The organism is Amycolatopsis sp. CFH S0740, assembly GCF_004522315.1.
Lineage (GTDB): Bacteria > Actinomycetota > Actinomycetes > Mycobacteriales > Pseudonocardiaceae > Amycolatopsis > Amycolatopsis nivea.
This window is the reverse complement of sequence record NZ_SDLS01000007.1, coordinates 253,396-277,586: the sequence shown is the minus strand read 5'-3', so window position 1 is coordinate 277,586 and position 24,191 is coordinate 253,396. Positions and strand designations below refer to the sequence as shown.

General features: G+C 70.2%; 20 protein-coding genes. 13 read left to right on the top strand and 7 right to left on the bottom strand.

Annotated elements, in window-relative coordinates:
• The first annotated feature begins 4 nt into the window (after positions 1-4).
• The 4 genes from EIZ45_RS15310 to EIZ45_RS15295 are packed head-to-tail and all read left to right on the top strand — an operon-like array spanning position 5 to position 5,107.
• Positions 5-1,966, top strand: a complete 1,962-nt coding sequence (locus tag EIZ45_RS15310; protein WP_134662904.1) for a hydantoinase B/oxoprolinase family protein — start codon at positions 5-7, stop codon at positions 1,964-1,966.
• On the top strand, positions 1,966-2,700 hold the full coding sequence (locus EIZ45_RS15305; RefSeq protein ID WP_134662903.1) for a hypothetical protein: 735 nt from the start codon (positions 1,966-1,968) through the stop codon (positions 2,698-2,700). The genes EIZ45_RS15310 and EIZ45_RS15305 overlap by 1 nt, the downstream gene beginning before the upstream one ends.
• Complete coding sequence (locus tag EIZ45_RS15300; protein ID WP_134662902.1) at positions 2,697-4,304, top strand: class I adenylate-forming enzyme family protein; 1,608 nt, start codon at positions 2,697-2,699, stop codon at positions 4,302-4,304. The genes EIZ45_RS15305 and EIZ45_RS15300 overlap by 4 nt, the downstream gene beginning before the upstream one ends.
• Positions 4,301-5,107, top strand: coding sequence for an SDR family NAD(P)-dependent oxidoreductase (locus EIZ45_RS15295; protein WP_134662901.1), 807 nt, complete (start codon positions 4,301-4,303; stop codon positions 5,105-5,107). Before EIZ45_RS15300 ends, EIZ45_RS15295 begins: the two co-directional genes overlap by 4 nt.
• 108 nt (positions 5,108-5,215) lie before the next feature.
• On the opposite strand, the gene EIZ45_RS15290 is transcribed toward EIZ45_RS15295, so the two are convergent.
• Both EIZ45_RS15290 and EIZ45_RS15285 read right to left on the bottom strand, forming a co-directional pair.
• Positions 5,216-5,890 (bottom strand): nitroreductase, encoded by a 675-nt coding sequence (locus tag EIZ45_RS15290; protein WP_134662900.1) that lies wholly within the window; start codon positions 5,888-5,890, stop codon positions 5,216-5,218.
• A 22-nt stretch (positions 5,891-5,912) separates the two neighbouring features.
• The gene (locus EIZ45_RS15285; RefSeq protein ID WP_134662899.1) at positions 5,913-6,983 is read right to left on the bottom strand and encodes a LuxR C-terminal-related transcriptional regulator; all 1,071 of its coding nucleotides are present in this window, start codon (positions 6,981-6,983) and stop codon (positions 5,913-5,915) included.
• A gap of 200 nt (positions 6,984-7,183) precedes the next feature.
• On the opposite strand from EIZ45_RS15285, the gene EIZ45_RS15280 reads away from it, so the two are divergent.
• The 6 genes from EIZ45_RS15280 to EIZ45_RS15255 are packed head-to-tail and all read left to right on the top strand — an operon-like array spanning position 7,184 to position 15,057.
• Positions 7,184-8,167 carry an ABC transporter permease gene (locus tag EIZ45_RS15280; protein ID WP_167756454.1) on the top strand — a complete coding sequence of 328 codons (984 nt, stop codon included), beginning with the start codon at positions 7,184-7,186 and terminating at the stop codon, positions 8,165-8,167.
• A gap of 35 nt (positions 8,168-8,202) precedes the next feature.
• A complete protein-coding gene (locus EIZ45_RS15275; RefSeq protein ID WP_134662897.1) occupies positions 8,203-9,279 on the top strand; it encodes a substrate-binding domain-containing protein in 1,077 nt (358 codons plus the stop codon).
• Positions 9,280-9,289: 10 nt separating this feature from the next.
• Entirely contained in the window at positions 9,290-11,452 is a 2,163-nt protein-coding gene (locus EIZ45_RS15270) for an SMP-30/gluconolactonase/LRE family protein (RefSeq protein WP_134662896.1), read from the top strand.
• Positions 11,449-12,507, top strand: coding sequence for a hypothetical protein (locus EIZ45_RS15265; protein ID WP_134662895.1), 1,059 nt, complete (start codon positions 11,449-11,451; stop codon positions 12,505-12,507). The genes EIZ45_RS15270 and EIZ45_RS15265 overlap by 4 nt, the downstream gene beginning before the upstream one ends.
• Positions 12,504-13,991: a sugar ABC transporter ATP-binding protein gene (locus EIZ45_RS15260; RefSeq protein WP_134662894.1), complete on the top strand. Its 1,488-nt coding sequence runs from the start codon at positions 12,504-12,506 to the stop codon at positions 13,989-13,991. Before EIZ45_RS15265 ends, EIZ45_RS15260 begins: the two co-directional genes overlap by 4 nt.
• Before the next feature lie 16 nt (positions 13,992-14,007).
• Positions 14,008-15,057 carry a zinc-binding dehydrogenase gene (locus EIZ45_RS15255; RefSeq protein WP_134662893.1) on the top strand — a complete coding sequence of 350 codons (1,050 nt, stop codon included), beginning with the start codon at positions 14,008-14,010 and terminating at the stop codon, positions 15,055-15,057.
• Between the two features lie 54 nt (positions 15,058-15,111).
• Here EIZ45_RS15255 and EIZ45_RS15250 read toward each other — a convergent pair whose 3' ends face one another.
• Together EIZ45_RS15250 and EIZ45_RS15245 are read right to left on the bottom strand one after the other, a co-directional pair.
• A complete protein-coding gene (locus EIZ45_RS15250; protein ID WP_134662892.1) occupies positions 15,112-16,506 on the bottom strand; it encodes an MmgE/PrpD family protein in 1,395 nt (464 codons plus the stop codon).
• Between the two features lie 12 nt (positions 16,507-16,518).
• A complete protein-coding gene (locus tag EIZ45_RS15245) occupies positions 16,519-17,982 on the bottom strand; it encodes an aldehyde dehydrogenase (protein ID WP_134662891.1) in 1,464 nt (487 codons plus the stop codon).
• Positions 17,983-18,143: 161 nt separating this feature from the next.
• Between EIZ45_RS15245 and EIZ45_RS15240 the strand changes: the two genes are divergently transcribed.
• The gene (locus EIZ45_RS15240; RefSeq protein WP_134662890.1) at positions 18,144-19,313 is read left to right on the top strand and encodes a CaiB/BaiF CoA-transferase family protein; all 1,170 of its coding nucleotides are present in this window, start codon (positions 18,144-18,146) and stop codon (positions 19,311-19,313) included.
• Between the two features lie 20 nt (positions 19,314-19,333).
• Entirely contained in the window at positions 19,334-20,227 is an 894-nt protein-coding gene (locus EIZ45_RS15235; protein WP_134662889.1) for a CoA ester lyase, read from the top strand.
• A 52-nt stretch (positions 20,228-20,279) separates the two neighbouring features.
• Here EIZ45_RS15235 and EIZ45_RS15230 read toward each other — a convergent pair whose 3' ends face one another.
• On the bottom strand, positions 20,280-20,978 hold the full coding sequence (locus EIZ45_RS15230; RefSeq protein WP_205669900.1) for a GntR family transcriptional regulator: 699 nt from the start codon (positions 20,976-20,978) through the stop codon (positions 20,280-20,282).
• A gap of 58 nt (positions 20,979-21,036) precedes the next feature.
• Positions 21,037-21,867, bottom strand: a complete 831-nt coding sequence (locus tag EIZ45_RS15225; protein ID WP_240690624.1) for an acyl-CoA thioesterase domain-containing protein — start codon at positions 21,865-21,867, stop codon at positions 21,037-21,039.
• A gap of 138 nt (positions 21,868-22,005) precedes the next feature.
• Between EIZ45_RS15225 and EIZ45_RS15220 the strand changes: the two genes are divergently transcribed.
• Positions 22,006-23,157 carry a CaiB/BaiF CoA-transferase family protein gene (locus EIZ45_RS15220; protein WP_134662887.1) on the top strand — a complete coding sequence of 384 codons (1,152 nt, stop codon included), beginning with the start codon at positions 22,006-22,008 and terminating at the stop codon, positions 23,155-23,157.
• A gap of 17 nt (positions 23,158-23,174) precedes the next feature.
• On the opposite strand, the gene EIZ45_RS15215 is transcribed toward EIZ45_RS15220, so the two are convergent.
• Entirely contained in the window at positions 23,175-24,161 is a 987-nt protein-coding gene (locus EIZ45_RS15215) for an AraC family transcriptional regulator (RefSeq protein WP_134662886.1), read from the bottom strand.
• Positions 24,162-24,191 lie beyond the last annotated feature (30 nt).

Sequence of the window (24,191 nt, the reverse complement as noted above, 5' to 3'; positions counted from 1 at the left end):
CGTCATGACCACTTTGGACACGCCGCCGGTCCGCATCCGCGATCTCGCGGACGGGGAGTTCGCCGGCGCCTACCGCACCGACCGTTTCACCGCGTCGGTGATCGTGAACCGGCTGAAGTACGCAGTGGGCCACATGAGCACCGCGTTCCTGCGGGAAGCGTTCTCGCCGATCATCCGCGACTGGTACGACTTCGCGTGCACCATCAGCGGACCGCCGTCCCAGGACTACCGGATGGCCGTCGTCAGCAACAGCCTGACGCCGTTCCTCGGCACGATGCCCGACGCCACCCGCAACGCGGTCGAGGAATTCGGCCCGGAGAACCTGTCCCCGGGCGACGTGCTGATCTGCAACGACCCGTACCGCGGCGGACGGCACGTCAACGACGTGTTGTTCACCCGGCCGGTGTTCGCGGACGGCGAGATCGTCGCGTTCGTGACGATGTGCGCCCACCAGCTGGACATGGGCGGCACGGTTCCCGGCGGGTTCTCCGCGACGAAGACCACCGTCTACGAGAACGGCCTCGTGCTGCCGCCGATGCTGCTGTGGGCGAAGGACCGGCCGGTGCGGTCGACGTTCAGCCTGATCTTCGACAACACCCGCTGGGGCGGCCTGCTGCTGCCGGACTTCCACAGCATGCACCAGCAGCTGCAGCTGGGCGAGCGGCTGGTGCGGGAGAACATCGAGCGCTACGGCCTCGACGCGTTCCTCGGCGCGCTCGGGTACTCGTGCGACACGTCCGCCGAGCAGATGCGCGAAGCGATCGCGAGCATTCCGGACGGCGACTACACCGGCCGCGCGCTGATCGACGCGGACGGGCTCGACGACACGGTCGATTACCAGGTGCACGTGACGCTGCGCAAACGCGGGAACGACATCGAGGCCGACCTCTCCGGCACCTCGGCGCAAGCCCGCACCTGCATCAACTGCGGCGTTCTCGACGCGAAAACCGCGCTGGGCGTGGCGCTGACGATGCTGCTCGATCCGGCGATCCCGTTCACCTCGGGCACCTGGCGGAACGTCGACCTGGTCGCGCCGCCGGGGACAATGTTGAGCGCATTGCCGCCGGAGGGTGCGCCGATGATGTTCTGGGAGCCGTCCGGGGCCCTGATCTCCGCGATTTTCGAAGCGCTGAACCCGGTGCTGGGCGAACGCGCGATCGGCGGGGACTACGGCTCCACCAACACGCACAACGCGAGTGGCGTTCGGGCGGACGGCACCCCGTGGACGAGCGCGACGCAGTGCGGCGGCGAGCACGGACCGTGGGGCGCCACCAAAGAGGGCGACGGCGACAGTTACACCGTGCTGTATAACCTCAACAATCTGGACCCCGCCACGGAGACGATCGAGCACGATTCGCCAGTCGTCCTCCTGCGCAAGGAGCACGCCATCGACACCGGCGGGCCGGGCAAGCACCGCGGCGGAGCGGCGAACCTGAAGGACACGCTCTGGCTGACCGCGGCCGCGCAGCACCTGTCCCCGTTCCGGACCAAGGAGCCCAGCGGCGTCGGCGCGGACGGCGGCAAACCGGGACCGACCGGCGCGATGTGGATTTTCCCGCCGCGGGAGGGGACCTCCGGGCCGGACGGGCTGCTGGGAGTTTCCCCCGGCGTCTACTCCGGGAGCACGCCCGTCGCCGGGGTGCTCGACCCGGAAACCAAGGCGCTGGACCCGGACGGCGGGGTCTATCACTACTTCGCGAGCCGCAAGGCGTGGTTGACCGAGGCCGGTTCGGTCCTGCGGTGCCTGACGAACGGCGGCGGCGGATGGGGGTCGCCGTTCGACCGCGCGCCGGAGAAGGTGCTCGCCGATGTGCGCGACGAATACGTGAGCGTCGAAGGCGCGGTGCGGGATTACGGCGTGGTCGTCGTCGGCGACCCGCACTACGACCCCGAGGGACTGCGCGTCGACGAGGAAGCGACTGCCCGGCTGCGTTCCGGCCGGACGAACGAACGAGGAGTGAGCTGATGGTTTCCGCCGCTGTCCCGGTTTTCGGGGATCGGAATCTATTCTTCGCGTGGAGCACCTACACCACGGACTACGCGACGTACGCCAAGTGGTACGACGAGGAGCACATCCCGCAGGTGATGGACGCGCCCGGCATGGCGGGCGCGCAGCGGTTCCTGCTCTCGGAGACCAAACCGCTGCCGGGCGTGCGCTCGCTCGACTTCGGGCACCTCGCACTGTACGAAATGGACGGCAGTCCGCAGGGATTCCGGGACGAGGTCAAGCGCAAGCTGATCTCCGGGGAAATGGTGCTGCCCGAGTACATGGTGCAGCCCTTCCAGGCGCTCTTCGCGAAACCGGTGAGCGAACCGTTCCACACCGAACGGTTCGCGGCGGCGGAGAACCTGGACGATCGGCATTTGTTCTTCGCGTGGAGCCGGCACACCGGCGACGACGCGACGTTCGCGAAGTGGTACGACCAGGAGCACATCCCGCAGATCATGTCGGCGCCGGGAATGCTTCGCGCGCAACGGTTCGAGGTCTCCGATGTGAAGCCGCTGCCCGGCGTCAAGCCGGTCGACGAGGGGCATTTGGCGATCTACGAGACCGCCGGCGACCTCGAAGGGTTCCGAGCCGAGGTCAAGCGGCAGCTGATTTCCGGCGAAATGGTGCTGCCGGACTTCATGATCCCGCCGTTCGCGACGATGTTCCTCAAGCCCGCCAGCCCGTTCTTCCGTTCGAACCGCACGTCATGACGTTCACCCGGATTCTCGACGCGGTCGCCGACCAGCTTCCCCCTCCCGGCGGCGACGGGATCGCGGTCAGCTACGAGGGCCGCGAACGGCTCACCTACGCGGAACTGCGGGACAAATCGCTGCGGTACGCGTCGGCGTTGCGGGAACTGGGCCTCGGCAAGGGCGACCGGCTGGGCCTGTTGCTCCGCAACGACCCGGAGTACCTGCCGCTGTGCTTCGCGGCGATGCGTCTCGGCGTGGTCGCGGTCCGGCTCAACTTCCGGCTCGCGCCCGCCGAGCTGAAGTTCATCCTCGCCGACTCCGGCTGCAAGGCGGCGATCGTGCACCGCAGCCTGCTCGACCGGGTCGAGCGGGTGCGTGCGGAGACCGGGGTCGAGACGTTCGTGGTCCGGCCGGATTCCGCCGATCCGGCGCCGGAGTGGGCGCTTCCGTTCGACGTGCTGCTCGGCCGCGAACCGCTGGCCGACGCGCCGGAGGTGACCGACGCGGACCCGATGTCGCTGCTCTACACCTCGGGCACGACCGGACTGCCCAAGGGCGCGGTGTGGACCCACGGCAACACGGTGGCGGCAGCGACCGCCCAGGCCCTGCGCTGGGGATTCTCGCCGGAGACCGTCGCGCTCGTGCCGGGCCCGCTCTATCACGCGGGCGCGTTCGAGGCGATGAGCGCGCCGTCGTTCCTGGTGCACGGCACCGTCGTGTGCCTTCGCTCGGGCGACTTCACGGTCGACCGGCTGCTGGAAGTGCTCGAAGCCGAGCAGGTGACCGACTGCCTGCTGTTCTCGTTCATGCTGCACGACCTGCTGCGCGTGGACGGGATCGAAGACCGGCTGCCGAGGTCGGTGACGCATTTCGTCATCGGCGGCGACACGATGATGCCGTGGGTCGTCGAGCAGGTGCGCGCGAAGCTGCCGTGGGTCCGGCTCACCCAGGTCTACGGCTTGACCGAGGGCGGCGCGATCGCGACGACGCTGGACGACGAGGATTTCGACGCGCGGCCGAAAAGCGTCGGCCGTCCGCTGCCGCTGACCGAGGTGCGGGTCGCGGGCGACGGGCTCGAACCGGCCGCGCGCGGCGAGGTCGGCGAGATCCTCGTCCGCGGTCCCGCGGTGTGCGCGGGGTACTGGCGGCGCCCGGAAGCGAATCGCGACGCCTTCGCGGACGGCTGGTGCCGCACCGGCGATCTGGGCTACGTCGACGCGGACGGCTTCCTCGTCCTCGCGGGCCGGGCGAAGGACATGATCCGCAGCGGCGGGGAGAACGTGTACCCGGCCGAGATCGAGCGAGTCCTCACGCGGCATCCGGCGGTGCTCGACGCGGCCGTCGTCGCGGTGCCGGACCCGAAGTACCTCGAAGCCGGGTGCGCGGTCCTGGTCCTCGCGGAGGGCCGAGCGCTGGACGAAGCGGAGCTGCGCGCGTATTGCCGCGAGCAGCTGGCGGCCTACAAGGTGCCCCGGTATTTCGTCGCGCTGCCGGAGCTGCCGCGGAACGCGTCCGGGAAGGTTCTCAAGTTCAGGTTGCGCGAAAAGTACGAAAAGCTGGCTACTTCGACGGATTCCGGCACGATCGCGGGAACGCGGCCGGGAGAGGCAGGCACCCGATGAACTACGCGGTCCGGCGGCGCAAGCCCGAACTGGCTCTGGTGACCGGCGCGGCGGGCGGGGTCGGCTCGGCCACCGCGCGACGGCTGGTCGAGGACGGCGCGAAGGTCGCGCTCACCGACCTGAACGCCGCACGGCTCGACGAGCTGGCGGACGAACTCGGCGCGGTCGCGTTGCCCGCCGACGGCACCGATCGCGCGGCGATCCGCGAGGTGGTCGAGCAGGCCGCGGCCCGGCTGGGCGGGCTCGACACGGTGATCGCGGCTCAGGGCGCGGCGGTGTCGGGCACCGCGCGGCCCGAACACGCGGAGGCCTACCAGCGGGCGCTGGACGTGAACCTGCACGGCTCGTACTACCTGGCCGGGGAGGTGCTGCCGCATCTGGTGAGGAAGCAGGGCTCACTGGTGCTGTTCGCCTCGACGGCCGGGCTGATCGCCGGCCCACCCGGGACCGTCGGCTACACGGCGGCGAAGGCGGCGATCATCGGCATCACCCGCTGGCTCGCGCGGGACTACGGCCCGAAGGGCGTCCGGGTGAACGCGGTCTGCCCTGGCTGGATCCGCACTCCGCTGGGGGAGGGCGCGATGGCCTACCTGGCGAAGCGCGAGGGCATCACGCTCGACGAGGCGTACGCGCTGACCACGAAGCACGTGCCGCTGCGCCGGGCCGCCGAACCGGAGGAGATCGCGTCGGTGTGCGCGTTCCTCGCCTCGGGAGACGCGTCGATGGTCACCGGCCACGTCCTGGTCGCGGACGGCGGCGGCGCTGCGGTTGATTCGTCCACTTTGGTCTTCGACGAGGCGTGACCGGCGTCGCTGGGCCCCGCGGCAGACGCCGACACGAACGCCGCCGTCGACGCCGCGTACACGGAGAAGTACCGCAGCCAGCCGAGTGCGCTCGCGCCTGAGCCGCGGTTATTCGTCGGCCCAGGTCACGACTTGATCCAGGGCGGCCCGCGGGGTGCGGTAGCTGTTCGTCGGATGGTCCTCGTCCGCGTAGCCGAACGAGATGCCGAGCAGGATCTTCCGGTCTTCCGGGATCGCGAAGTGCTTCCGGATCAGCGCAGCGTGCCCGGCGAGGGCGGCTTGCGGGATCGCGCCCAGTCCCAGGCTTTGCGCCGCCAACAGGAAAGTCCCGACGTACAGCCCGCTGTCGACCGCGCCGTAGACATCGTGCACGGCGTCCGTGGTCACGATCGCGACGTGCGGGGCGCCGAAGAAACGGAAGTTCTCGAACGCTTGCCGCGCGGACGCTTCCCGGTCTCCGCGTTCGATGCCGACGGCCTCGTACAGCTGCCAGCCGCTCGCCCGGCGGCGGTCGCGGTACACGCCGCGGTATTCGGCGGGCGGTGCGAAATCGAACTCCGCCGGATGGTCGCGCGCCCAGCCGGTCATCGCCTCGCGGAATCGTCCGGTCGCCGCGCCGCTGGTCACGATCACCTGCCAGGGCTGGGTGTTGCACCACGACGCCGTCCGCTGCGCGAGCGTCAGCAGCCGCTCGACGACTGGTTTCGGCACCTGCCGGTCCTGGTAGGCGCGACAGCTCCACCGGGCGGCGAGCAGGTCTTCGAGGGCTTCGTCGGGGCTCATCCGGTAAGGATAAAATATATTCTCAGCAGTTCCGCAGCCAGTACGCCACCGCCTCCGCGCGGTTCGCCGCGTCGAGCTTGCGCAGGATGTGCGTGATGTGCGTCTTCACGGTCCCCTCCGAGATCGAGAGCTTCCGCGCGATCGCCCGGTTCGCGTCGCCGCGGGCCATCAGGTCGATCACTTCCGCCTCCCGTGCCGACAGGAGCGGGTGCGGCGCCGGGCCGGGCGGTGGGGGGCCGATCCGCACGTCGGCGGCCAGTCGCGACATTCCTTGCTGCAGTGACGCCAGTCCTTCGAGGACGGACACCCGGGCCAGCGTCTCGCTCACGCCTTCCGCGTAGAGGTTCAACACGGCGCGGTCAGTGGCATCGACCTCGCGGCGGGGCGAGTAGTAGCTGTCCGCGTGCAGCAGTCCGACGACTTTCCCGTACGCCTGCAGCGGCGCGATGGCATACGAGGTGCAGCCGGACATCGACACCAGCTGCCGGTTCACGCGCGGGTTCTCCTGCACGTCGTAGACGAGGCCGGCGCGGGCCTGGTGCACGACGTCGGATTCGACCAGCGAGCCGTCGAGCCGCGGCGGGGCCTCGCGGCCGGCGGCGAGCATTTCCGCCGCCAGCCGGGGGTCCTGCTCGATCACCATGCGCCGCAGCATCCAGGTCGCGTCGTCCACTGTGGACACGAGAACCCGGTCGAACCCGATCGTGCAAGCTTCCTCGGCGGCGCGCGAGAGCACTTCGTCGGCGGTCGGGCAGGCGTGCAGGCGGGTCAGGGCGCGGCGGACCCGGCGCATCGTCGCGACCCCGTCGGCGACGCGGGCATCGTCCACCCGGGACTCCAGGTCCCGGACCCGGGCCAGCAGCGCGGTCAGCCCGGGCAGCCGCTCGGGGGCGGGAGCCGAGCCGAGTTCGGCCATCGTCGCGTCCCACACCTGGCCGAGCAGTCGTTTGGCGGGCAGCACCTCCGCGCAGCGGCCGACCGGCAGCATTCGGTCGAGCGCGGCGCCCGCGTCCCGGCCCAGTGCGCGCACCTCCTCGGCGAGTCCGGCGTCGAGACGGACGCTGTCGAGCCGCGGAAAGCCGGTCGCGTTCATGGGCAGCTCCCTTGCCGAAAGTGCGGATATTATATATCGGAGCCTTCGAGCGGGCCAGCCGGGCGATCGGCCGTACGGGGTAGCGGAATACGACCGGCGGCAGATGCGGCGGCCCGGTGACCGCGGACACACTGGCCGCGCTGTCCACCCATCGAACCGGGAATCCCATGACTACCGCATCAGTGGCAACGAAGCCACGCGTGTCCCTGCGGGCACGCCTCGGCGGCTTCGACCAGACCTATCTGGTACTCGTCATCACCGTGCTGCTCGCGCTCGCCGCGGGAGCCACGACGACGAATTTCCTCACCGCAGGCAATTTCGGCAGCATCCTCAACCTGTCCGCCGCGTTCGGCATCCTCGCGATCGGCGAGGCGATCGTCATCCTCGGCAAGGGGCTGGACCTTTCGGTGGCCGGGATCGGGCTCGGCTGTGCGCAGGCGACGCTCGCGTTCGTCAGCGAGGGCATGCCGGAATGGCAGGCGATCGCGCTGATGACCGCACTCGCGCTGGCGATCGGGCTCGTCAACGGCGTGCTCGTCGCCGTGTTCGAGGTGCCCGCGCTCTTCGTGACGCTCGCGACCGGGATGCTGGCGATCGGCGGGATCGACATCCTGTTCCTCACCCAGAACGTCTACGGCGTGCCGGCCGGGTCGTTCCTGGCGCAGCTCAGCGGCGGATCCGTGCTCGGCGTGCCGCGCCCGGTGCTGATCGCGGCGGGTGCGTTCCTGCTCGCCTGGCTGTTCGTCGCCTTCACCTCGCCCGGGCGGCTGATCCGCGCGATGGGCGACAACTTCGAGACCGCCCGGTCGACCGGCGCGCCGGTGCGGCCGCTGCAGATCCTCACCTACGTGCTGTCCGCGCTGCTCGCCGCGCTGGCCGGGTTCGTGACGGTGTCGATCCAGGGCAGCGTGCAGACGACCGTGACGTCCTTCGACCCGATCCTCTTCACCGCGCTGACGGTGGTGGTGATCGGCGGAGTCTCGCTGTCCGGCGGGCGCGGCACGATCCTGGGCGTCCTCGCCGGGGCGCTGTTCGTGGGCGTGCTCAACAACCTGCTGGTGCTGCACGGGCTGAGCACGGCCGTGCAGGACCTGATCCGCGGCGCGGTGCTGGCGGCCGCGATCGCGTTCGACGCGTGGCTGCGTCCGCGCAACGAGGAAACCGAGAAATCCGGGGAACTGTGACCGGCAATGCCGCCGGGGAACGGAAGTAGAAGCACATGAAGATCACCAGGAAGCTGCTCGTGCTCGCCGCGTCGGCGGCGCTGGGCGCGGCGGGCCTGTCCGCCTGTTCGGTCGGCGGCGGGTCGTCGGATTCGGCGGCCGCCGCGACGAACGCGGTGTTCGGCGCGAACGAACAGCTGATGCCGATGCGGCAGAAATCGCACGACGCGCTGAAGGGCAAGCGGATCGCCTTCGTCCCGATTCTCTACAAGGGCTACAAGCTCACCGAGAACTGGGGCACCACCATGCAGCGCACGTTCGACAACCTCGGGGCCGAGTTCAAGGTCTACGACTCGAACTTCAGCAGCGACCGGATGATCAGCACGATCAACGACCTCATCGCGCGCAAGGCCGCCGACGTGCTCGTGCTGCAGAACCAGGATCTCGGCCTGCTCGACAACGCGATCGACCGGGCGCAGAAGGCGGGCATCTACACCGTGGTGCTCAACATGCCCTCCACCCGGCTCGGCGACTCGTTCGTCGGCGTCGACGTCTACGGCGCGGCGCAGTCGATCGCCAAGCGCGCGATCTCCGATTGCGACGCCCGGCACGCGCCCAAGACGCTGTCGGTGATCGACGGCCCGGGCAACGACCCGGCGTCGATCCTTTGGGGCCAGGGCATCAAGGACGTCGCCCAGGCGCAGGGCTACCAGGTGCTCACCGCGCACTCGCAGTTCCAGAACGCACAGGCGCAGGCCGCGGCCGAATCGGTTCTGCAGCAGCACCAAGGGAAACTGTGCGGTTTCCTGGTGACGTTCGACCTGAACTCGATCACCGTCGGGCAGACGGTGAAGGCGGCGGAAGGCCGGGGCCAGGTGGCACCAGGCGCGGTCGGCGTCTACACGCTCGACGCGGACGCGGACTGGTGCAACGCGCTCAAGCAAGGCCTGGTGACCGCTTCGGCCGCCTACGACGTCCAGGGCATCGGCGCGGCCGGTGCGGTCGCGGTGCAGAACCTGCTCACCAACGGGGCGAAGCCGGGCAGCGCGCATCCGGTCGGGTACGTGTCGAGCACGGTGGTCGACAAGGCGAACATCGACCAGACCACCATCGCGTGCTACCAGAGCAAGTGAGCGGGGACCGATGACTACGTCTCCGTTCCGGCGCGGGCTGGACGCCTTCGGCATGACCGGCGGCCGGCCGACGGAAAGAATCGCCCGCTACCGCACCGTCTCGGAGCTGTTCGAGAAGCGGTGGATGGAAGGCGCGGTGCCGCTGGTGCTGGCTCTCGCGCTGTGTTTTTACGTGCTCGCCACGACCAATGTCGGGGCGGCCAACGCGCCGCTCGTGCTGGACGAGGTGTCCGAGTACGGGCTGCTCGCGATCGGCCTGACCGTGGTGCTGGTCGGCGGCGGCATCGACCTCTCGGTCGGCTCGGTGGTCGGGTTCTGCGGGCTGGGCGCGATGGTCGCGGACCGGGTGTGGCTGTGGCCGACCGCCCTGGTCGTGCCCGCGGCGATCGTCGCGGGTGCCGTGCTCGGGGCGGTGAACGGGTTCCTCATCGCGATCCTGCGGATGCGCCCGTTCATCACCACCCTGGTCACGCTGATCGCCTTCGGCGGCGCGGCCTCGGTGCTGCAGAACGCGAACAGCACGCAGATCGGCGTCACGAAACCGTCGCTCGTGTGGGACTTCCTCAGCGAGGGCCGGGTGCTGGGCGTCCCGACCGCGTGGTTCCTCTTCGCGGTGGTGCTGATCGTGGTCCACCTGGCGCTGACGCGGTCGCGCTGGGGCTGGTGGGTCACCGCGACCGGCTCGGACCGCCGGTCCGCGCGGCGCAACGGGATCCCGGTCACCGCCGTGACGTTCTGGACCTACGTGCTGTCCGGCGCGCTCGCCGGGACGGCCGCGATCCTCACGTCGGCGCGGCTGGCCCGGACCGACCCGAACGTCGGCAACAGCTGGGAGATCATCGCGCTGACCGCGGTGGTGCTCGGCGGCGTCAGCATCAAGGGCGGACGCGGTTCGGTGCTCCGCGCGGCTGTCGGCGTCGCGGTGGTGACGATCATCGAGCAGGCGACTGTCTCGGACGGCGCGCAGGGCTCGTACTACACCGTCATCCTCGCGGCGGTGCTGCTCGTGTTCACCGTCCTGGACCTCAAATGGGGCAAGTACCGGCAGCGCGCGGTGGAGAAGCTGAAGATCGACCCGGCACGGCTGCGGCTCGGTCCGCTGGTCGACGTCACGAAACCGGGCACGGTCTGGTCGCTCAACCGCAGACTGACCGACGCGCCACCGGTCGGGCTCGGCAAGATCCGCGGCGCGGAGGACTGTGCGGTGGACGCCGAGGGCAACGTCTACTGCGGCGACCAGCGCGGCTGGGTGTGGCGGTTCCGCGGCCTGGAGGACACCGAAGGCGAGATCTTCTCGCGCACCGGCGGCTTCCCGTGCGGACACGCGTGGGACGCCGAAGGGCGGCTGGTCGTCGCGGTCGGCGGCATGGGCATCTACCGCATCGGCGCCGACGGCGAGCCCGAGCTGGTGGCGAACAAGGTCAAGCGCAGCCCGCTGTCGCTGATCGACGATTCGGGGCTGCGGGCGATCGACGACCTCGACATCGCGCCGGACGGTTCGATCTACGCCTCGGACTTCTCCACCCGCACGAACACCGCCGACTTCCTGCTGGAACTGGTGGAATTCCGGCCGAACGGCCGGGTGATCCGGGTGACGCCGGACGGCAAAACCGAGGTCGTGGTGTCCAACTACGTGTTCCCCAACGGCATCTGCACCGCCCACGACGGCGAATCGATCCTGATCGCCAGCACCGGGCTGTGCCGCGTCGACCGGCTCTGGATCGCCGGGCCCAAGAAGGGACAGCTGGAACCGGTGCTGGAGAACCTGCCCGGCTACCCGGACAACATCAACCGGTCCTCCGACGGCAATTACTGGATGCCGTTGTGCGCCATGCGCACGCAGATGTCCGACCTGCTGGGCCGCTATCCGGCGGTGCGGCGGCGGATGACCCGCGAGGCGGCGGTCGACAACTGGGTGGTGCCGCAGCTCAACACCTCCTGCGCGGTCAAGTTCAGCGACCGCGGCGAGATCCTCGCCGTGCTGTGGGACGAGACGATGGAGAACTACCCGATGGTGACCGCGGTCAAGGAACGCGACGGCCACCTGTACCTGTGCGGCGTCAGCAACAACCGGATCGGCCGGCTCGAGCTGGACCCGAGCGAGATCGGCGACATCGATCCCGCCGCGGTCCCCGGGACAGCCGTGCGCGCGGCGGCGGAGGCAGTGCGATGAGCCCGGTACTGGACACCGTGAAGGAATGGCTCAACCCGAACTGGGGACGCGCCCGCACGGTGCCCCCGATGGACACCGGGCTGCGGCCGAACCTCCGCCTCGACAGTGCGGCCGAGCTGTTGCCCGCGGGCGAGTACGAGCCGGACGACGTCGTCGTGACAGCCGCCGGGCTGGCTTTCAGCAGCGGCAACGACGTCTTCGCCGTGCGCGCGGACGAAGTGACGCGGCTGGTCTCGTTCGGCGGCACGGTGACGGCGCTGACCGTGCGAGACGATCAGATCGTCGCTGCGGTCGAAGGGCGCGGCCTGGTTTCGGTGGCGCAGTCCGGCGAAACCGAGGATCTCTGCACGGACGCGCCGGTCGCCGGCGGCGTTACCGCGCTCGCGACCGACGGGGCCGCGCTGCTGGCGACTGTCGGCTCGACGAAGGTTTCGGAATGGTCCCGGGCGCTGGTCTCCGGAGACCGGTCCGGGTTGCTGGTGCGGGTCGACGGTGCGCGGGCGGAGGTGGTCGCGGAGCGTCTCGCCTGGCCGTCGGGCGTCGGCGTGGCGGCGGGTGAAGTGCTGCTGTCGCTGAGCCTGGACCACCGCATCGAAGCGCGCTCCGCGCCGGGCGGACGAGGCCGGGTGCTGAGCGCGAATCTGCCGGTCTACCCGGGACGGGTGCACGTCGCCGGGGACGACTGGTGGTTCGCCGCGCCCTACATCCGCAACCGGGTCACCGAACTGCTCCTGGACGAACCCGGGCTGCTGGCGGAGATGACGGAGAAGATCAGCCCGGAGGAGTGGTTCGTGCCGAGGCTGCGCGCGGGCGACCCGTTCACCGACACGATGCAAATGGGGCAGCTGCGCGTGCTCGGCGTGGTCAAAAGCTGGGCACCGGCGCGCTCGTGCGGTCTGGTGTTCCGGACGGACTCCACCGGCCGCGTCGCCGAGAGCGCGCACGCGCGGGTCGACAGCCCGCGGCACGGCGTCACCGGCTTGACCGTCCACAACGGACACGTGATCGCCGCCGCCCGCGGCGGCCGGAACCTGCTGCGGCTGGAGGACGCATGAGCACGGTGTTGCGGCTGACGAACGTCAGCAAGCGCTACAGCGGAACGTACGCGCTCGACGGCGTCGACTTCGACGTGCGGCCGGGCGAAATCCACGCGCTGCTCGGCGAGAACGGCGCGGGGAAGTCCACGATGGTCAAGATCGTCTCCGGGGCCGTCGCGCACGACTCGGGCACGCTGGAGGTCGACGGCGTGCCGCGGGCGTTCACCACCCCGCGCGAATCGGTCGAGGCCGGCGTGGCGATGGTCTACCAGGAAGGCTCGCTGGTCGAGTCGATGACCGTCGCGCAGAACCTGTTCATGGGCGACGAGAAGGTGTTCAACAACCTCGGGCACCTGAACGTGGTCGCGCGGGAGCTGCTGGAATCGCACAACTTCCACATCCGCCCGGACGTTCCGGCCGGCGCGCTCGGCGTCGGCCAGAAGCAGATGGTGGAGATCGCCCGCGCGGTGCACCGCAACGCGAAGCTGGTGATCCTGGACGAGCCGACGTCCTCGGTGACGCCGGAGGAACGGCTTCAGCTGTTCCTGTCCATGCAGCAGCTGCGCAAGCGCGGGATCGGCGTCATCTTCATCACGCACATGCTGGACGAGGCCTTCGAACAGGCCGACCGGATCACCGTCCTGCGCGACGGCGTGGTCCAGGGAACCCTGGAGAGGCCGGAGTTCAGCCGGGACCGCGTGGTGAAGATGATGGTCGGCCGCACCGTCGAGATGGGGCGGGTGGAGCCGAACCGCGCGCCCGAGCCGGCACCGACGTTGCAGGTCGAGGACGTGACGCTGCTGCCGGTCGTGCGCAACATGGCGTTTTCCGCCTATGCCGGGGAAATCGTCGGGATCTACGGTCTCGTCGGCGCGGGACGCAGCGAGACCGCGATGATCGTCAGCGGGATCCTGAAACGACGGCGGCTGCGCGGCGGCCGGGTGCGGCTGAACGGCGAGCCGGTGCGGTTCCGCACGCCGCGGCAGGCACGCAAAGCCGGGATCGTCTACATCACCGAGGACCGGAAAGCGTCCGGTTTCTTCAGCCATCTCACCATCGCCGACAACATCTACCTCGGGCACCTCTGTGGTGCGCGGCGCCTGCCGTTCTTCTTCCGGCCCGGCTCGCGCAAATCGGTCGCGAAGCGGTTTGTCGAACAGTTCCAGGTCCGCACGCTGCAGCCGACGAAGGCGACCGTCGAGGAGCTGAGCGGCGGGAACCAGCAGAAGATCGTGCTGGCCAAGGGACTGACCCGCAAGCCGCTGGTCGCGATCATCGACGAGCCGACCCGCGGCGTGGACCTGGGCACGATCCCCGAGATCCACGCGATGATCCGGGCGCTGGCCGACGACGGGGTCGCGGTCGTGGTCATCTCCTCGTACCTGCCGGAAATCCAGGCGCTGTCCGACCGCGTGCTCGTGGCGCGAGCGGGCAGCATCGCCGCGGAGTTCTCCCCGGAGGAAGCCGACGAGGAAAGCCTCATGTTCGCCGCGGTGCATTGACAAGAACGGAATTCTCATGCGCGGAGCAATTTTCCAAGGCGACCGGGTCGTCGAGATCCAGGAGTTCGCCGATCCCGAACCCGGCCCGGACGACGTGGTGCTGGAGATGAAGGCGTCCGGCATGTGTGGCAGCGACCTGCACTTCTACCGGGCTCCCGCCGGACAGGCGCTGGCCGCGTTCGGCATGGCCGGCGACGGCGCCGGGTTCATCGGCGGACACGAGCCCTGCGGCGTCGTCGCGGCGATCGGCTCGGCGGTCGATCCGCGCGCGGTGCGGGTGGGGGACCGGATGATGGTCCACCACTACGACGGCTGCGGGTTCTGCGACCTGTGCCGCACCGGCTGGCCGCAGATGTGCGAACGCGGCAACGTCATCTACGGCGCCACCGCACACGGCGGGCACGCGGACTACCTGAAGGTTCCCGCGCGAACGCTCGTGCCGCTGCCCGACGAGCTCAGTTTCGCCGCCGGGGCCGCGATCTCGTGCGGCACCGGCACCGCGTACGGCGCACTGACCCGGCTCGAAGTGAACGCGCGCGACACGCTGGCGGTGTTCGGCCAAGGCCCGGTCGGTCAGGCCGCCGTGCAGCTCGCCGCCGCGATGGGCGCGGAGGTCGTCGCCGTCGACATCGCCGCGGAACGGGTGGCGCGGGCGAAGGAGTTCGGTGCGGCGCACGCGATCGACTCCACCGCCGCCGATCCGGTCGAGGCGATCCGGGAGCTGACCGGCGGCAAGGGCGTGACCAAGGCGCTCGACTGCTCCGGCGCGCCGCCCGCACGGGCCGCGGCGGTGAAGTCGGCGGCGAAGTGGGGCGCGGTGGCGTTTGTCGGCGAAGGCTCGACGGTGACGCTCGACGTCAGCCCGGACCTGATCCGCAAGCAGCTCACGGTCATGGGCTCGTACACGTTCTCGCCGGTGGGCCAGGCGGACTGCGCGCGGTTCATCGCCCGGCACGGCGTCGAGGCGGACCGGGTCTTCACCGATCGCTGGCGGCTCGACGACGTGGTCGAGGCTTACACCGCGTTCGACAAGCAGACCGGCGGCAAGGCGGTCATCGAGTTCTGAAACCACGAAAGCGCCGACGGGTTCTTGAAGACCCGTCGGCGCTTTCGTGTCGCTTCAGACCCGCAGCAGCTTGGCGAATTCGGCGACCGGCTGGTCGAGGTCGCCGTCCTTGATCGCGTGCAGCAGTTCGGCTCGCCGGTCCGCGGGCAGCGCCGAGGAGAGCACGTCGTGGAACTTCGCGTCCAGGTCTTCCTGGGACATCGGGTTTTCCGCGGTGCCGACGGGATTGTCCACGAACACGTGCTCGGTCGTGCCGTCCCGATAGGACACGGTCAGGTCCGCGACCCAGCGTCCGGCGTACTGCTCGTCCAGGTCCGGTCGCACCTCGATCTTCACCTTGCGGGCCAATGCGGCGACGTCGCTTTGCTCGCCGAGGTCCAGCTGACCGGCCAGGTAGGCCTGATGCGTGGAGAAGCCGTTGCCGCGGCCGAGCATCGAGAGCGCGAACTGGAACGGCAGGCTGTACTGCAGGTGCTCGATGATCGTCGGGGCGTAGGCGTGCCGGTTCTGGTTGCCGATGATGACGTCGCCTCCGGTCTGGATGCCCAGCAGCACATGCTCGACCTGGTCCGGATTCCCGGTCAGCTGCCGCGCGCCATCGACGTACGCGTGGTTGATGCCGCAGCAGCAGTAGGGCTTGAGCCAGATCCGGGACACCTCGAAGGTCCGGTCGAGTCCGAAGTGGACAGCCGCCTCGTCGCCGACGTCCAGCCCAGCGAAAGCACGGAAGAATCCTTTGCCTCCGGTGAGGAAGGTCGTCGGACCGGTGATCCCGGCAGCCGCCAGTTCTGCCGCGCGGACGCCGTTCCGGGTGCCGATGCCGGAGTGCACGCGCTTGATGGAGCCGCCGCCGGAGGTGTACTCGGTGGTGCCGGATGAGTGGCTGAGCGCGATCGACAGCGCGTGCCCGGCGGTCTCCACGTCGAAGCCGCGCAGCTTGGCGACCACCGCGGCGGCCCCGAAGGCGGACAAGAGCCCGTGCGGGTGGAACCCGCGGATCAGGAGGTCCGGGTTGGCGAGCGTGCCGATCCGCGTGTAGACCTCGTAGCCCGCGACGACGGCGGTGAGCACGTCGCGCAGGTCCGCGCCGAGCTCTTCGCCGACGGCCAGCGCCGCCGAGACCACGCAGCTGCCCGGATGCGCGGAGCTGGCGCGATGCGCGTCGTCGTACTCGAAGCCGTGTCCGAACGTCGCGTTGACGAACGCCGCGTCGGCCGCGCTCATCGCGTCGCCGCTCGCGACGACGTGCGCGGTCCCCGGCGCGTGGGACGCCCGGGTCACGTCGAGCACGGCCTGGCTCCACGGCAGGGCCGCGCTGCCGACCTGCAGGGCGAGCTGGTCCTGCAGCAGCCTGCGGGCCCCGGCGAGTGCTTCGGCCGGGATCGCCTCGAAGGTCAGGTCGGTCACGAGCCGGGCGGCGGCTTCTTCGACCGGCGAGAAGGTGCTCACTGTGGGTGCCTTTCAGGAGAGGGGCAGGCCGTAGGACTTGAGTTCGACGTAGGCGTCGAAGCCCTCCGGACCCGCCTCGCGGCCGATGCCGCTGTTTTTGAACCCGCCGATCGGCGCGGTGAAGCCGACCGGGTTGCCGTTGACCTCGACGGTGCCGGTGCGGATCCGCCGGGCGACGGCCAGCGCGTGCTCCGGATCGGCGGAGAACACCGACCCGTTGAGTCCGTAGTCGGAGTTGTTGGCGATGGCGACCGCTTCGTCCTCGGTGTCGAAGGTGTGGACGGTGAGGACGGGGCCGAAGATCTCCTCCTGGGCGATCTTCGCGTCCGGGTCGACGTCGGCGAAGACCGCGGGGGAGACGTACCAGCCGCGCTCGAGCCCTTCCGGCCGTCCGCCGCCGGTCAGCAGCGACGCGCCGGACGCCTTGCCGTCGGCCAGATAGCCCTCGACGCGCGTGCGCTGGGCCGCGCTGGCGAGCGGGCCGATCTCGGTCGCCGGGTCGAACGGGTCGCCGACCGGCATCGACGCGACGAGGTCCACCAGCCGGTCGTGGAGTTCGTCCCGGCGCGAGCGGGCGACGACGATGCGGGTCTTGTTGCTGCAGACCTGGCCGGTGTTGCGCAGCGACACGGCGCGGACCGCGGCGATCGCGGCGTCGAGGTCGGCGTCGCCGAGCAGCACCGCCGCGGACTTCCCGCCGAGTTCGAGCGTGCACCGGCGCAGGTCCTGCCCGCACAGCGCGCCGATCCGGCGTCCGGCCGCGGTGGAACCGGTGAACGACACCTTGTCCACGCCGCGGTGCCGGACCAGGTATTCGCTGACCTCCCGCCCCGCCGGAACGATGTTGACCGCCCCGTCGGGCAGTCCGATCCGTTCCAGCAGGTGGCCGAGAAGGTAGGCGTCCAGCGGCGTCTCCGGGGACGGTTTGAGCACCACGGTGCACCCGGCCAGCAGCGCGGGGGCCAGCTTGATCATCGTGATCAGCAGCGGCGCGTTCCACGGCACGATCGCGGCGACCACGCCGACCGGCTCCCGCGTGACGAGCGCGTGCCCGGTCGCCGAGCGGCGGGTGTCCTGCCACGGGTAGTCCGGCGCGAGATCGAGGAACGCGTCGAGGAGAAGCCGCGGGCCGATCGCCTGCATCTTCGTCGACAGCGAGATCGGGCAGCCCATCTCGGCGCTGACCAGATGCGCGATGTCGGTTTCGTGCTCGGCGAGCGCGGCGCTGAGCTTGCGCAGCACGGCGATGCGTTCGTCGAGCGCCATCCGCGGCCACGGGCCGTGGTCGAACGCCTGCCGCGCGGCGGAGACGGCGGTGTCGATGTCCGCTTCGGTGCCCTCGACGACCTGGGCGAGAACCTCCTCGGTCGAGGGGGAGACCACGTCGAAAACCTGGCCGGACGCGGGTGCCGCCCATTTGCCGTCGAGGAAGAGCTTGTCGTAGTGGCCTTGCCACAGCGGGGGTTGCGCGGGCATCAGGGCACGCTCCTTGCCGTTCCGGGGAAGTCTTCCGGAAGCATACGTAATATAAAATATCTAGACCAGGTTTTCGGGCGACCGGTCCGGCGGGTTGACGCGCGTACCGCTAGATAATATAAAATATTATCTAGACCCACCCCTGAGCGAAGGCGGGCGACATGCAGCACAAGCCACTCGACGGCATCCGGATCCTGGAGATCGGGGGCTACATCTCGCTCCCGTTCGGCACCTCGATGCTGTGCGGCCTCGGCGCGGAGGTCGTCAAGGTGGAGAAGCCGGTCCACGGCGAGGACTTCCGGCGGCGGATGAACGACGGCAGCCCTTACTTCCGGCAGTACAACGCCGGCAAGCGCAGCCTGTCGGTCGACCTCAAGACCGCCGAAGGGGTCGAGCTGGTCAAGGCGCTGGTGCCGCGTTTCGACGTCGTCCTGGAGAATCTCCGCCCCGGCAAACTGGCCGCGATGGGCCTGGGCCCGGAGGACTGCCGGGCGCTGCGCCCGGACCTCGTCTACGGCTCGGTGACCGGGTTCGGCGCCACCGGGCCGCTGGCCGACCGGCCCGCCTACGACACGATCGGGCACGCGTTCGGCGGCCTCTACTCGCTGTTCAGCGACGACGGGCAGCCGCAGCTGGCGGGCGGGCTGAGCGCGGACCTGGTCACCGGGCTGACCACGGCGGCCGGCGTGCTCGCCGCGCTCGTAGGACGGCTGAAGACCGGACAGCCGCAGCGGATGGAAACCTCGATCATGGAAGCGGTCAGCACCCTGACCGCCGACGGCATCACCCAGGCCTTCGAACTCGGCCGCGACCCCAGCCGCACGAGCAGGCATCCGCAGGCGCAGAACTTCTGCGTGCCCACGTCGACGGGGGAGTACCTCGCGGTGCACCTGTCGTCGTCGCAGAAGTTCTGGCAGTCGCTGTGCCGCGCGCTGGAGCGCACCGACCTGCTGGAGGACCCGCGGTTCGCCGAATACCGGCCGCGCGAGGCGAACTACTTCGAGCTGGTCCCGATCGTCGAGGCGGAGTTCGCGCGCAAGCCCAAGGAGCACTGGGAGCGCGTGCTGACCGAGCACGACGTGCCGTTCGCGCCGGTGCTGTCCATGACCGGCTACCTCGACCACCCGCAGGTGCGGCACTTGGACATCGCCGACCGCCGGCCGGACGGCCTCGCGCTGCTCCGCCCGCCGTGGACGTTCGACGGCGCGCGTCCGGACCGCTCTTCCGTCGCGCCGAAGGTGGGCGCCGATTCCCGTGCGGTCGCCAGCGAGGTGCTGGCGGCCGAGGACGTCGAAAAGCTGTTCGCGGCCGGCGTCCTGTACGAATCCTGACCGACAACTGGAGAACACTGATGAAGCCGTATCGTTCCATGCTTTTCGTGCCCGGCCACAAGGCTTCGTGGGCCGACAAGGGTCTCGCGTCCGGCGCCGACGCGCTGATCCTCGACCTCGAGGACTCCGTGCCCGTCGCGAGCAAGGACGACGCGCGCCCGGTCGTCGCGGAGACGATCGACCGCCTGCACGCCCAGGGCGTCCGCCCGGACGTCTGGGTGCGGCCGAACGCGTCGGTCAGCGGCCTTCAGGGCGCGGACCTCGAAGCGGTCGTCCGGCCCGGACTGGCCGGGCTGTTCCTGCCGAAGGTGTTCGACGCCGAGGAACTGATCCGCATCGACGCGGTCGTGACGCATCTCGAAGCGCGCGAAGGGCTGCCTGCCGGGAGCGTCGGGCTGATCGTCAGCTACGAGACCGCGGCGTCGATGGCGCACTGCGAGGAGATCGCCGCCGCCACGCCCCGGGTGTCCAGCCTGCTCGGCGCGACCGGACCGAGCGCCGACGTGGGCCGTGAACTGGGCTTCGAGTTCACTCCGGCCGGACTGGAGACGCTTTACCTGCGCAGCCGGATCGTGCTCGCCGCCCGCGCGGCCGGGCTGCACCATCCGGTCGCCGGGGTATGGCAGGACATCCGCGATCTCGACGGCGCCCGCCAGTTCTGCCTGGACAACAAACAGCTCGGCTACCGCGGCATGGTCTGCATCCACCCGTCGCACGTGGCGATCGCCAACGAGGTGTTCACGCCGACGCCCGAGGCGGTCGACCACTCGCGCCGGTTGATCGACGCCTTCCGCGCGGCCGAGGCGACGGGCAGCGCGGCGGTGGACTTCGAAGGGCAGCACGTGGACATCGCGCACGTGAAGACGGCGGAGGGGATCGTCGCGCAGGCGGAGGCGATCGCGGCGAACGCTTGATCGGGCACGGTGCCGGTTTCCCGCGCGGGGAACCGGCACCGTCTTGTGCGGGCTATTCGGTTTCGTCGTCGGCCCAGAGGCCGCGTTCTTCGAGCATGCGCACGACGTTGTCCGCGCCGTCGAGGATGTGCCGTTCGGCGATCGTGCGCGCCTTGCGGACGTGCCTGCCGCGCAGCGCCTGCAGCAGTTCCGCGTGATCGGCGAGGGTGTGCTCGACGTGGCCTTCGATGGAGGCGTAGAAGCGGTTCGGCAGGTGCTTGACCACCGAGCTGAGCAGCAGCGTCAGCCGGTGGGAGTCGGCGGCGAGGTTGAGCTGGCGGTGGAACTCGTGGCCGAGGCGGGTGATGGCGTCCTGGTCGCCGGCGTCGGCGGCCTTCGCGAAGTCCTCGTTGATCGCTTCGAGCCGGGAAAGCTGATCCGGCGTGATCTTCTTGGCGGCTCGCGCGGCCAGCTCCGCGGAGAACTGGGCCTGGGCCCAGAACAGGTCGCGCACGTCCTGGCGCGACACTGGCGCGACGACGAACCCGCGGCGCGGCACGAGTTCCACGAAGCCCTCGCTGCGCAAGGAAAGCAGGCCCTCGCGCACCGGCGTGTTGCTCACCCCGACCGCCTCGGCGATCGGTTCGGTGCGGAGGAATTCGCCCGGTTTGACGTCCCCGGACATGATCAGTTCCCGGACGTAGGTCGCGACTTCCTCCGGCAGCTGCTGGCGGCGGTCGCCGCCGCGCAGCCGGGTCAGTTCGTCGGCCACGGGCCACCTCCGTAGAAGAACCGTCCAGTAAAGAACATGATATATGGATTGCGGGCGATTATGGCACGGCGGGCAGGCTCGCGGGCGCACCGACCTGCCGGGGATCGACCGGTGCGGCGGCGAGCAGCGCGGTCCCGCTGACCGTGCCGAGCGGCCCTCGGCGGTCGAACACCGCGGCGGTCGTGACCGCCACGCCGTCGTGCTCGACGCGGTGGTCGGCGGTGAGGCCCAGCTCCAGGTCGTCCGCGGGAACGCGGCCGAGGGTGAGCGTCAGGTCGGCGTTGATGAATTCCAAGCCCGTGTCACCCCAGTTGGTCACGAGGTTCACCAGATCGGCCACGGTCGCCGCGTGCTGAAACGGGGTGGGCCGTTCGCCGCGCACGATCTCCTGCGGGAACACCCACAGCGTCTTGCGCGCGGAGTTCTGGTGCGGCTCGGGCGATCCGGTCCAGCCGACGCCTTCGCTGTGGAACACGCGCGGTTCTTCGGTCGCGGGACGCAGGTCCGGCAGAGGTGTCAACGGGCGTTCGCTCTGGGCCCATACGGTGCCGGTGGCGGGGGAGCCCGCGGCGAGGAACAGCCCGGACGCCTTGCCGACGAGAATGTCTCCCTGCCACAACGTCGCTTCGACAACGCAAAGCCGACGGCCGCGACGGACGATCTCCGCGCGCGCGACGGAAGGGACGAAACCAGCCGGGCGCAACAGGTCGACCGTCCATCGGGCAGGACGGAACACTCCTTGGCCGACCGCGCTCTCGGCGGCGCGGGCGAGTGCCCCGCTGGTCGCCATCCCGCGCAGCTGACTGCCGCCGCCCCAGCTGGCGCGTGCTTCGGGCAGCGGGTGCAGGAGTTCGCCGCCGGGGCCGGGCTCCGCGGTGAAGAAGGCCATGGTCACCTGGTAAATATAACATTTTATATGTGATGTTGTGAAGAGAGCTGGCGTGCCGCGGGCGCGACGACCCTTGCCGTGCCCGGCAAAGAATACATAATATGCAATCATGTCGAGGTGGATCCCCGAGGAGTGCCGATGAAGACCGAGACCGCGCCGCCCGGACCGCTGGCCGGGGTGCGAGCCGTCGCGCTCGCCGGGATGGGCCCGACGCCGTTCGCGGGCATGCTGCTGGCCGATCTCGGCGCGGAGGTCGTGCGGGTGGCGCGTCCGGCCGGCCGGTCCGGCCGCGCGCTCGGCCAGACCGAGGGCATGGCCGCCGAGCACGATCTCGCCAACCGGGGCGTCGGCACCGTCCAGGCTGACCTCAAATCGGCCGACGGCGTGCGCGCGGTGCGGCGGCTGGCCGAAGCGGCCGACGTGTTCATCGAGGGGTACCGCCCCGGCGTCGCCGAGCGCCTCGGGCTGGGGCCGGAGGTCCTGCTGGCCGGGAACCCCGCGCTGGTGTACGCGCGCCTGACCGGGTATGGCCAGTCCGGGCCGCTCGCGCAGCAGGCAGGCCACGACATCAATTACGTCGCCCAGAGCGGCGCGCTGCACGCGATGGCCCGGGAAGGGGAGGCGCCGCGGCCGCCGGTCAACCTGCTCGGCGACTACGCGGGCGGGGCGCTCGTCGCCGCCTTCGGCATCGTGAGCGCACTGCTCGAAACGCGGTCGTCGGGCCGGGGCCAGGTGCTCGACGCGGCGATGCTCGACGGCGTCGCCTTGCTGACCGCCAAACTGCAGGGCCTGCGCGCGGCCGGCCGCTACTCCGACGAACCCGGTACGAACTACCTCGATTCCGGCGCGCCGTTCTACGACACCTACCGCTGCGCCGACGGCCGGTATGTCGCGGTCGGCGCGCTGGAGCCCGATTTCTACCGGGAGTTCGTCTCCCGCCTCGGCGTCGACACGACCGATTGGCCCGACCAGGACGACCGCACGGCCTGGCCTCGGCTGCGCTCGCTCATCGCGTCCGCGTTCGCCGCGAAGGACCGGGACGAATGGGCTCGCATCTACGCGGGGACCGATGCGTGCGTCACGCCGGTGCTCACCTTCGACGAGGCGGCCCAGCATCCGCACAACGCCGAACGGGCAGTGTTCGACCGGGTCGGCGACGTCCTCCACCCGCGTCCGGCCCCGCGGTTCAGCCGGACTCCGGCGCGCGAGCCGTCCGCTCCCGAGGCCGCGGTACTGGACCTGGACCGGCTGCTGACGGCGTGGACGCGACCCCGGGCGCAGTCGGCCTGACCGCGGGAAACCGCCCGTCAGCAGCGCGGGCGGGCGGTTTCCGACGGCAGCATCCCGAACCGCTCGCGATACTGCTGCGCGAACCGGCCGGGGTGGTAGAAGCCCCAGCGCGCCGCGACGTCTGTGACCGAGTCCGCCGCGCCGGACAGCAGCTCCCGGTGCACCCGGTCGAGCCGGATCGCGCGGAGGTAGGCCATCGGGGATTTGCCTACCGCCTCTTGAAAACCCGCCTGCAGCGCCCGGGGGCTGACGGCGGCCATGGCGGCCAGGTCCGCGGTCGTGAGGGGCTTCTCGGGATTTCGGTCGAGATAGTCGACGATTTCCCGGATGCGCGACCCCCGGGTGTGCGCGGGGCGGCTGTGCAGCCTCGCGCTGAGGCTGCTGGGCACGGTCATGAGCAGCTGGGTCATCAGCGCCGATTCGAACTCGTGGCACGCGGCGGGAACGGTGGCGAGCCCGCCGTCGCGGCTCAGTTCGGCGTAGAGGAAGCCCACTGTCGCGAGGAACGCCTGTGCGGTGCTGGACCGCAGGGAGAACGTGAGGTCGAAGTCGATCTCCTCGCGGACCGGTTGCCCGGTCAGTTTCGCCGCGTGCGCCTCGAGCAGGTCTTTCGGCAGTTTGACGTGGTACTGCCACGAATCCGCGCTCCACCGCACCAGGACCGGGGACTGCGGCACGAAGGCCACTCCGGCCTCGCCCGCCGCGAACGTCCGGTGCGCGCCGCGCTGCTCCGCCGTGCTCGTGCCGGTGGCGGGCAGGTTGACGTGATAGCACAGCCGCATCGGCGGACCGACGATCGTGGTTTCCGCGCCGTAGGCCATCCGGCCGATCGTGAGGTGCGCCGACGGTGCGAGGTCGAGCCGGAACCGCATGCCCGCGCGGTCCGAAACCCGCACGTCGTGGCTCGCGAAGGCGCGCGTCACCTGCTCGCGCGCGGTCTCGAGGTCGGCGGTGCGGAAGCGGACCGGTCCGGGCGGCACGGCGGGCCGCGGGCGATCAGGCATCGGCGCCTCCTCGGGTCGTCCCAGACGGAC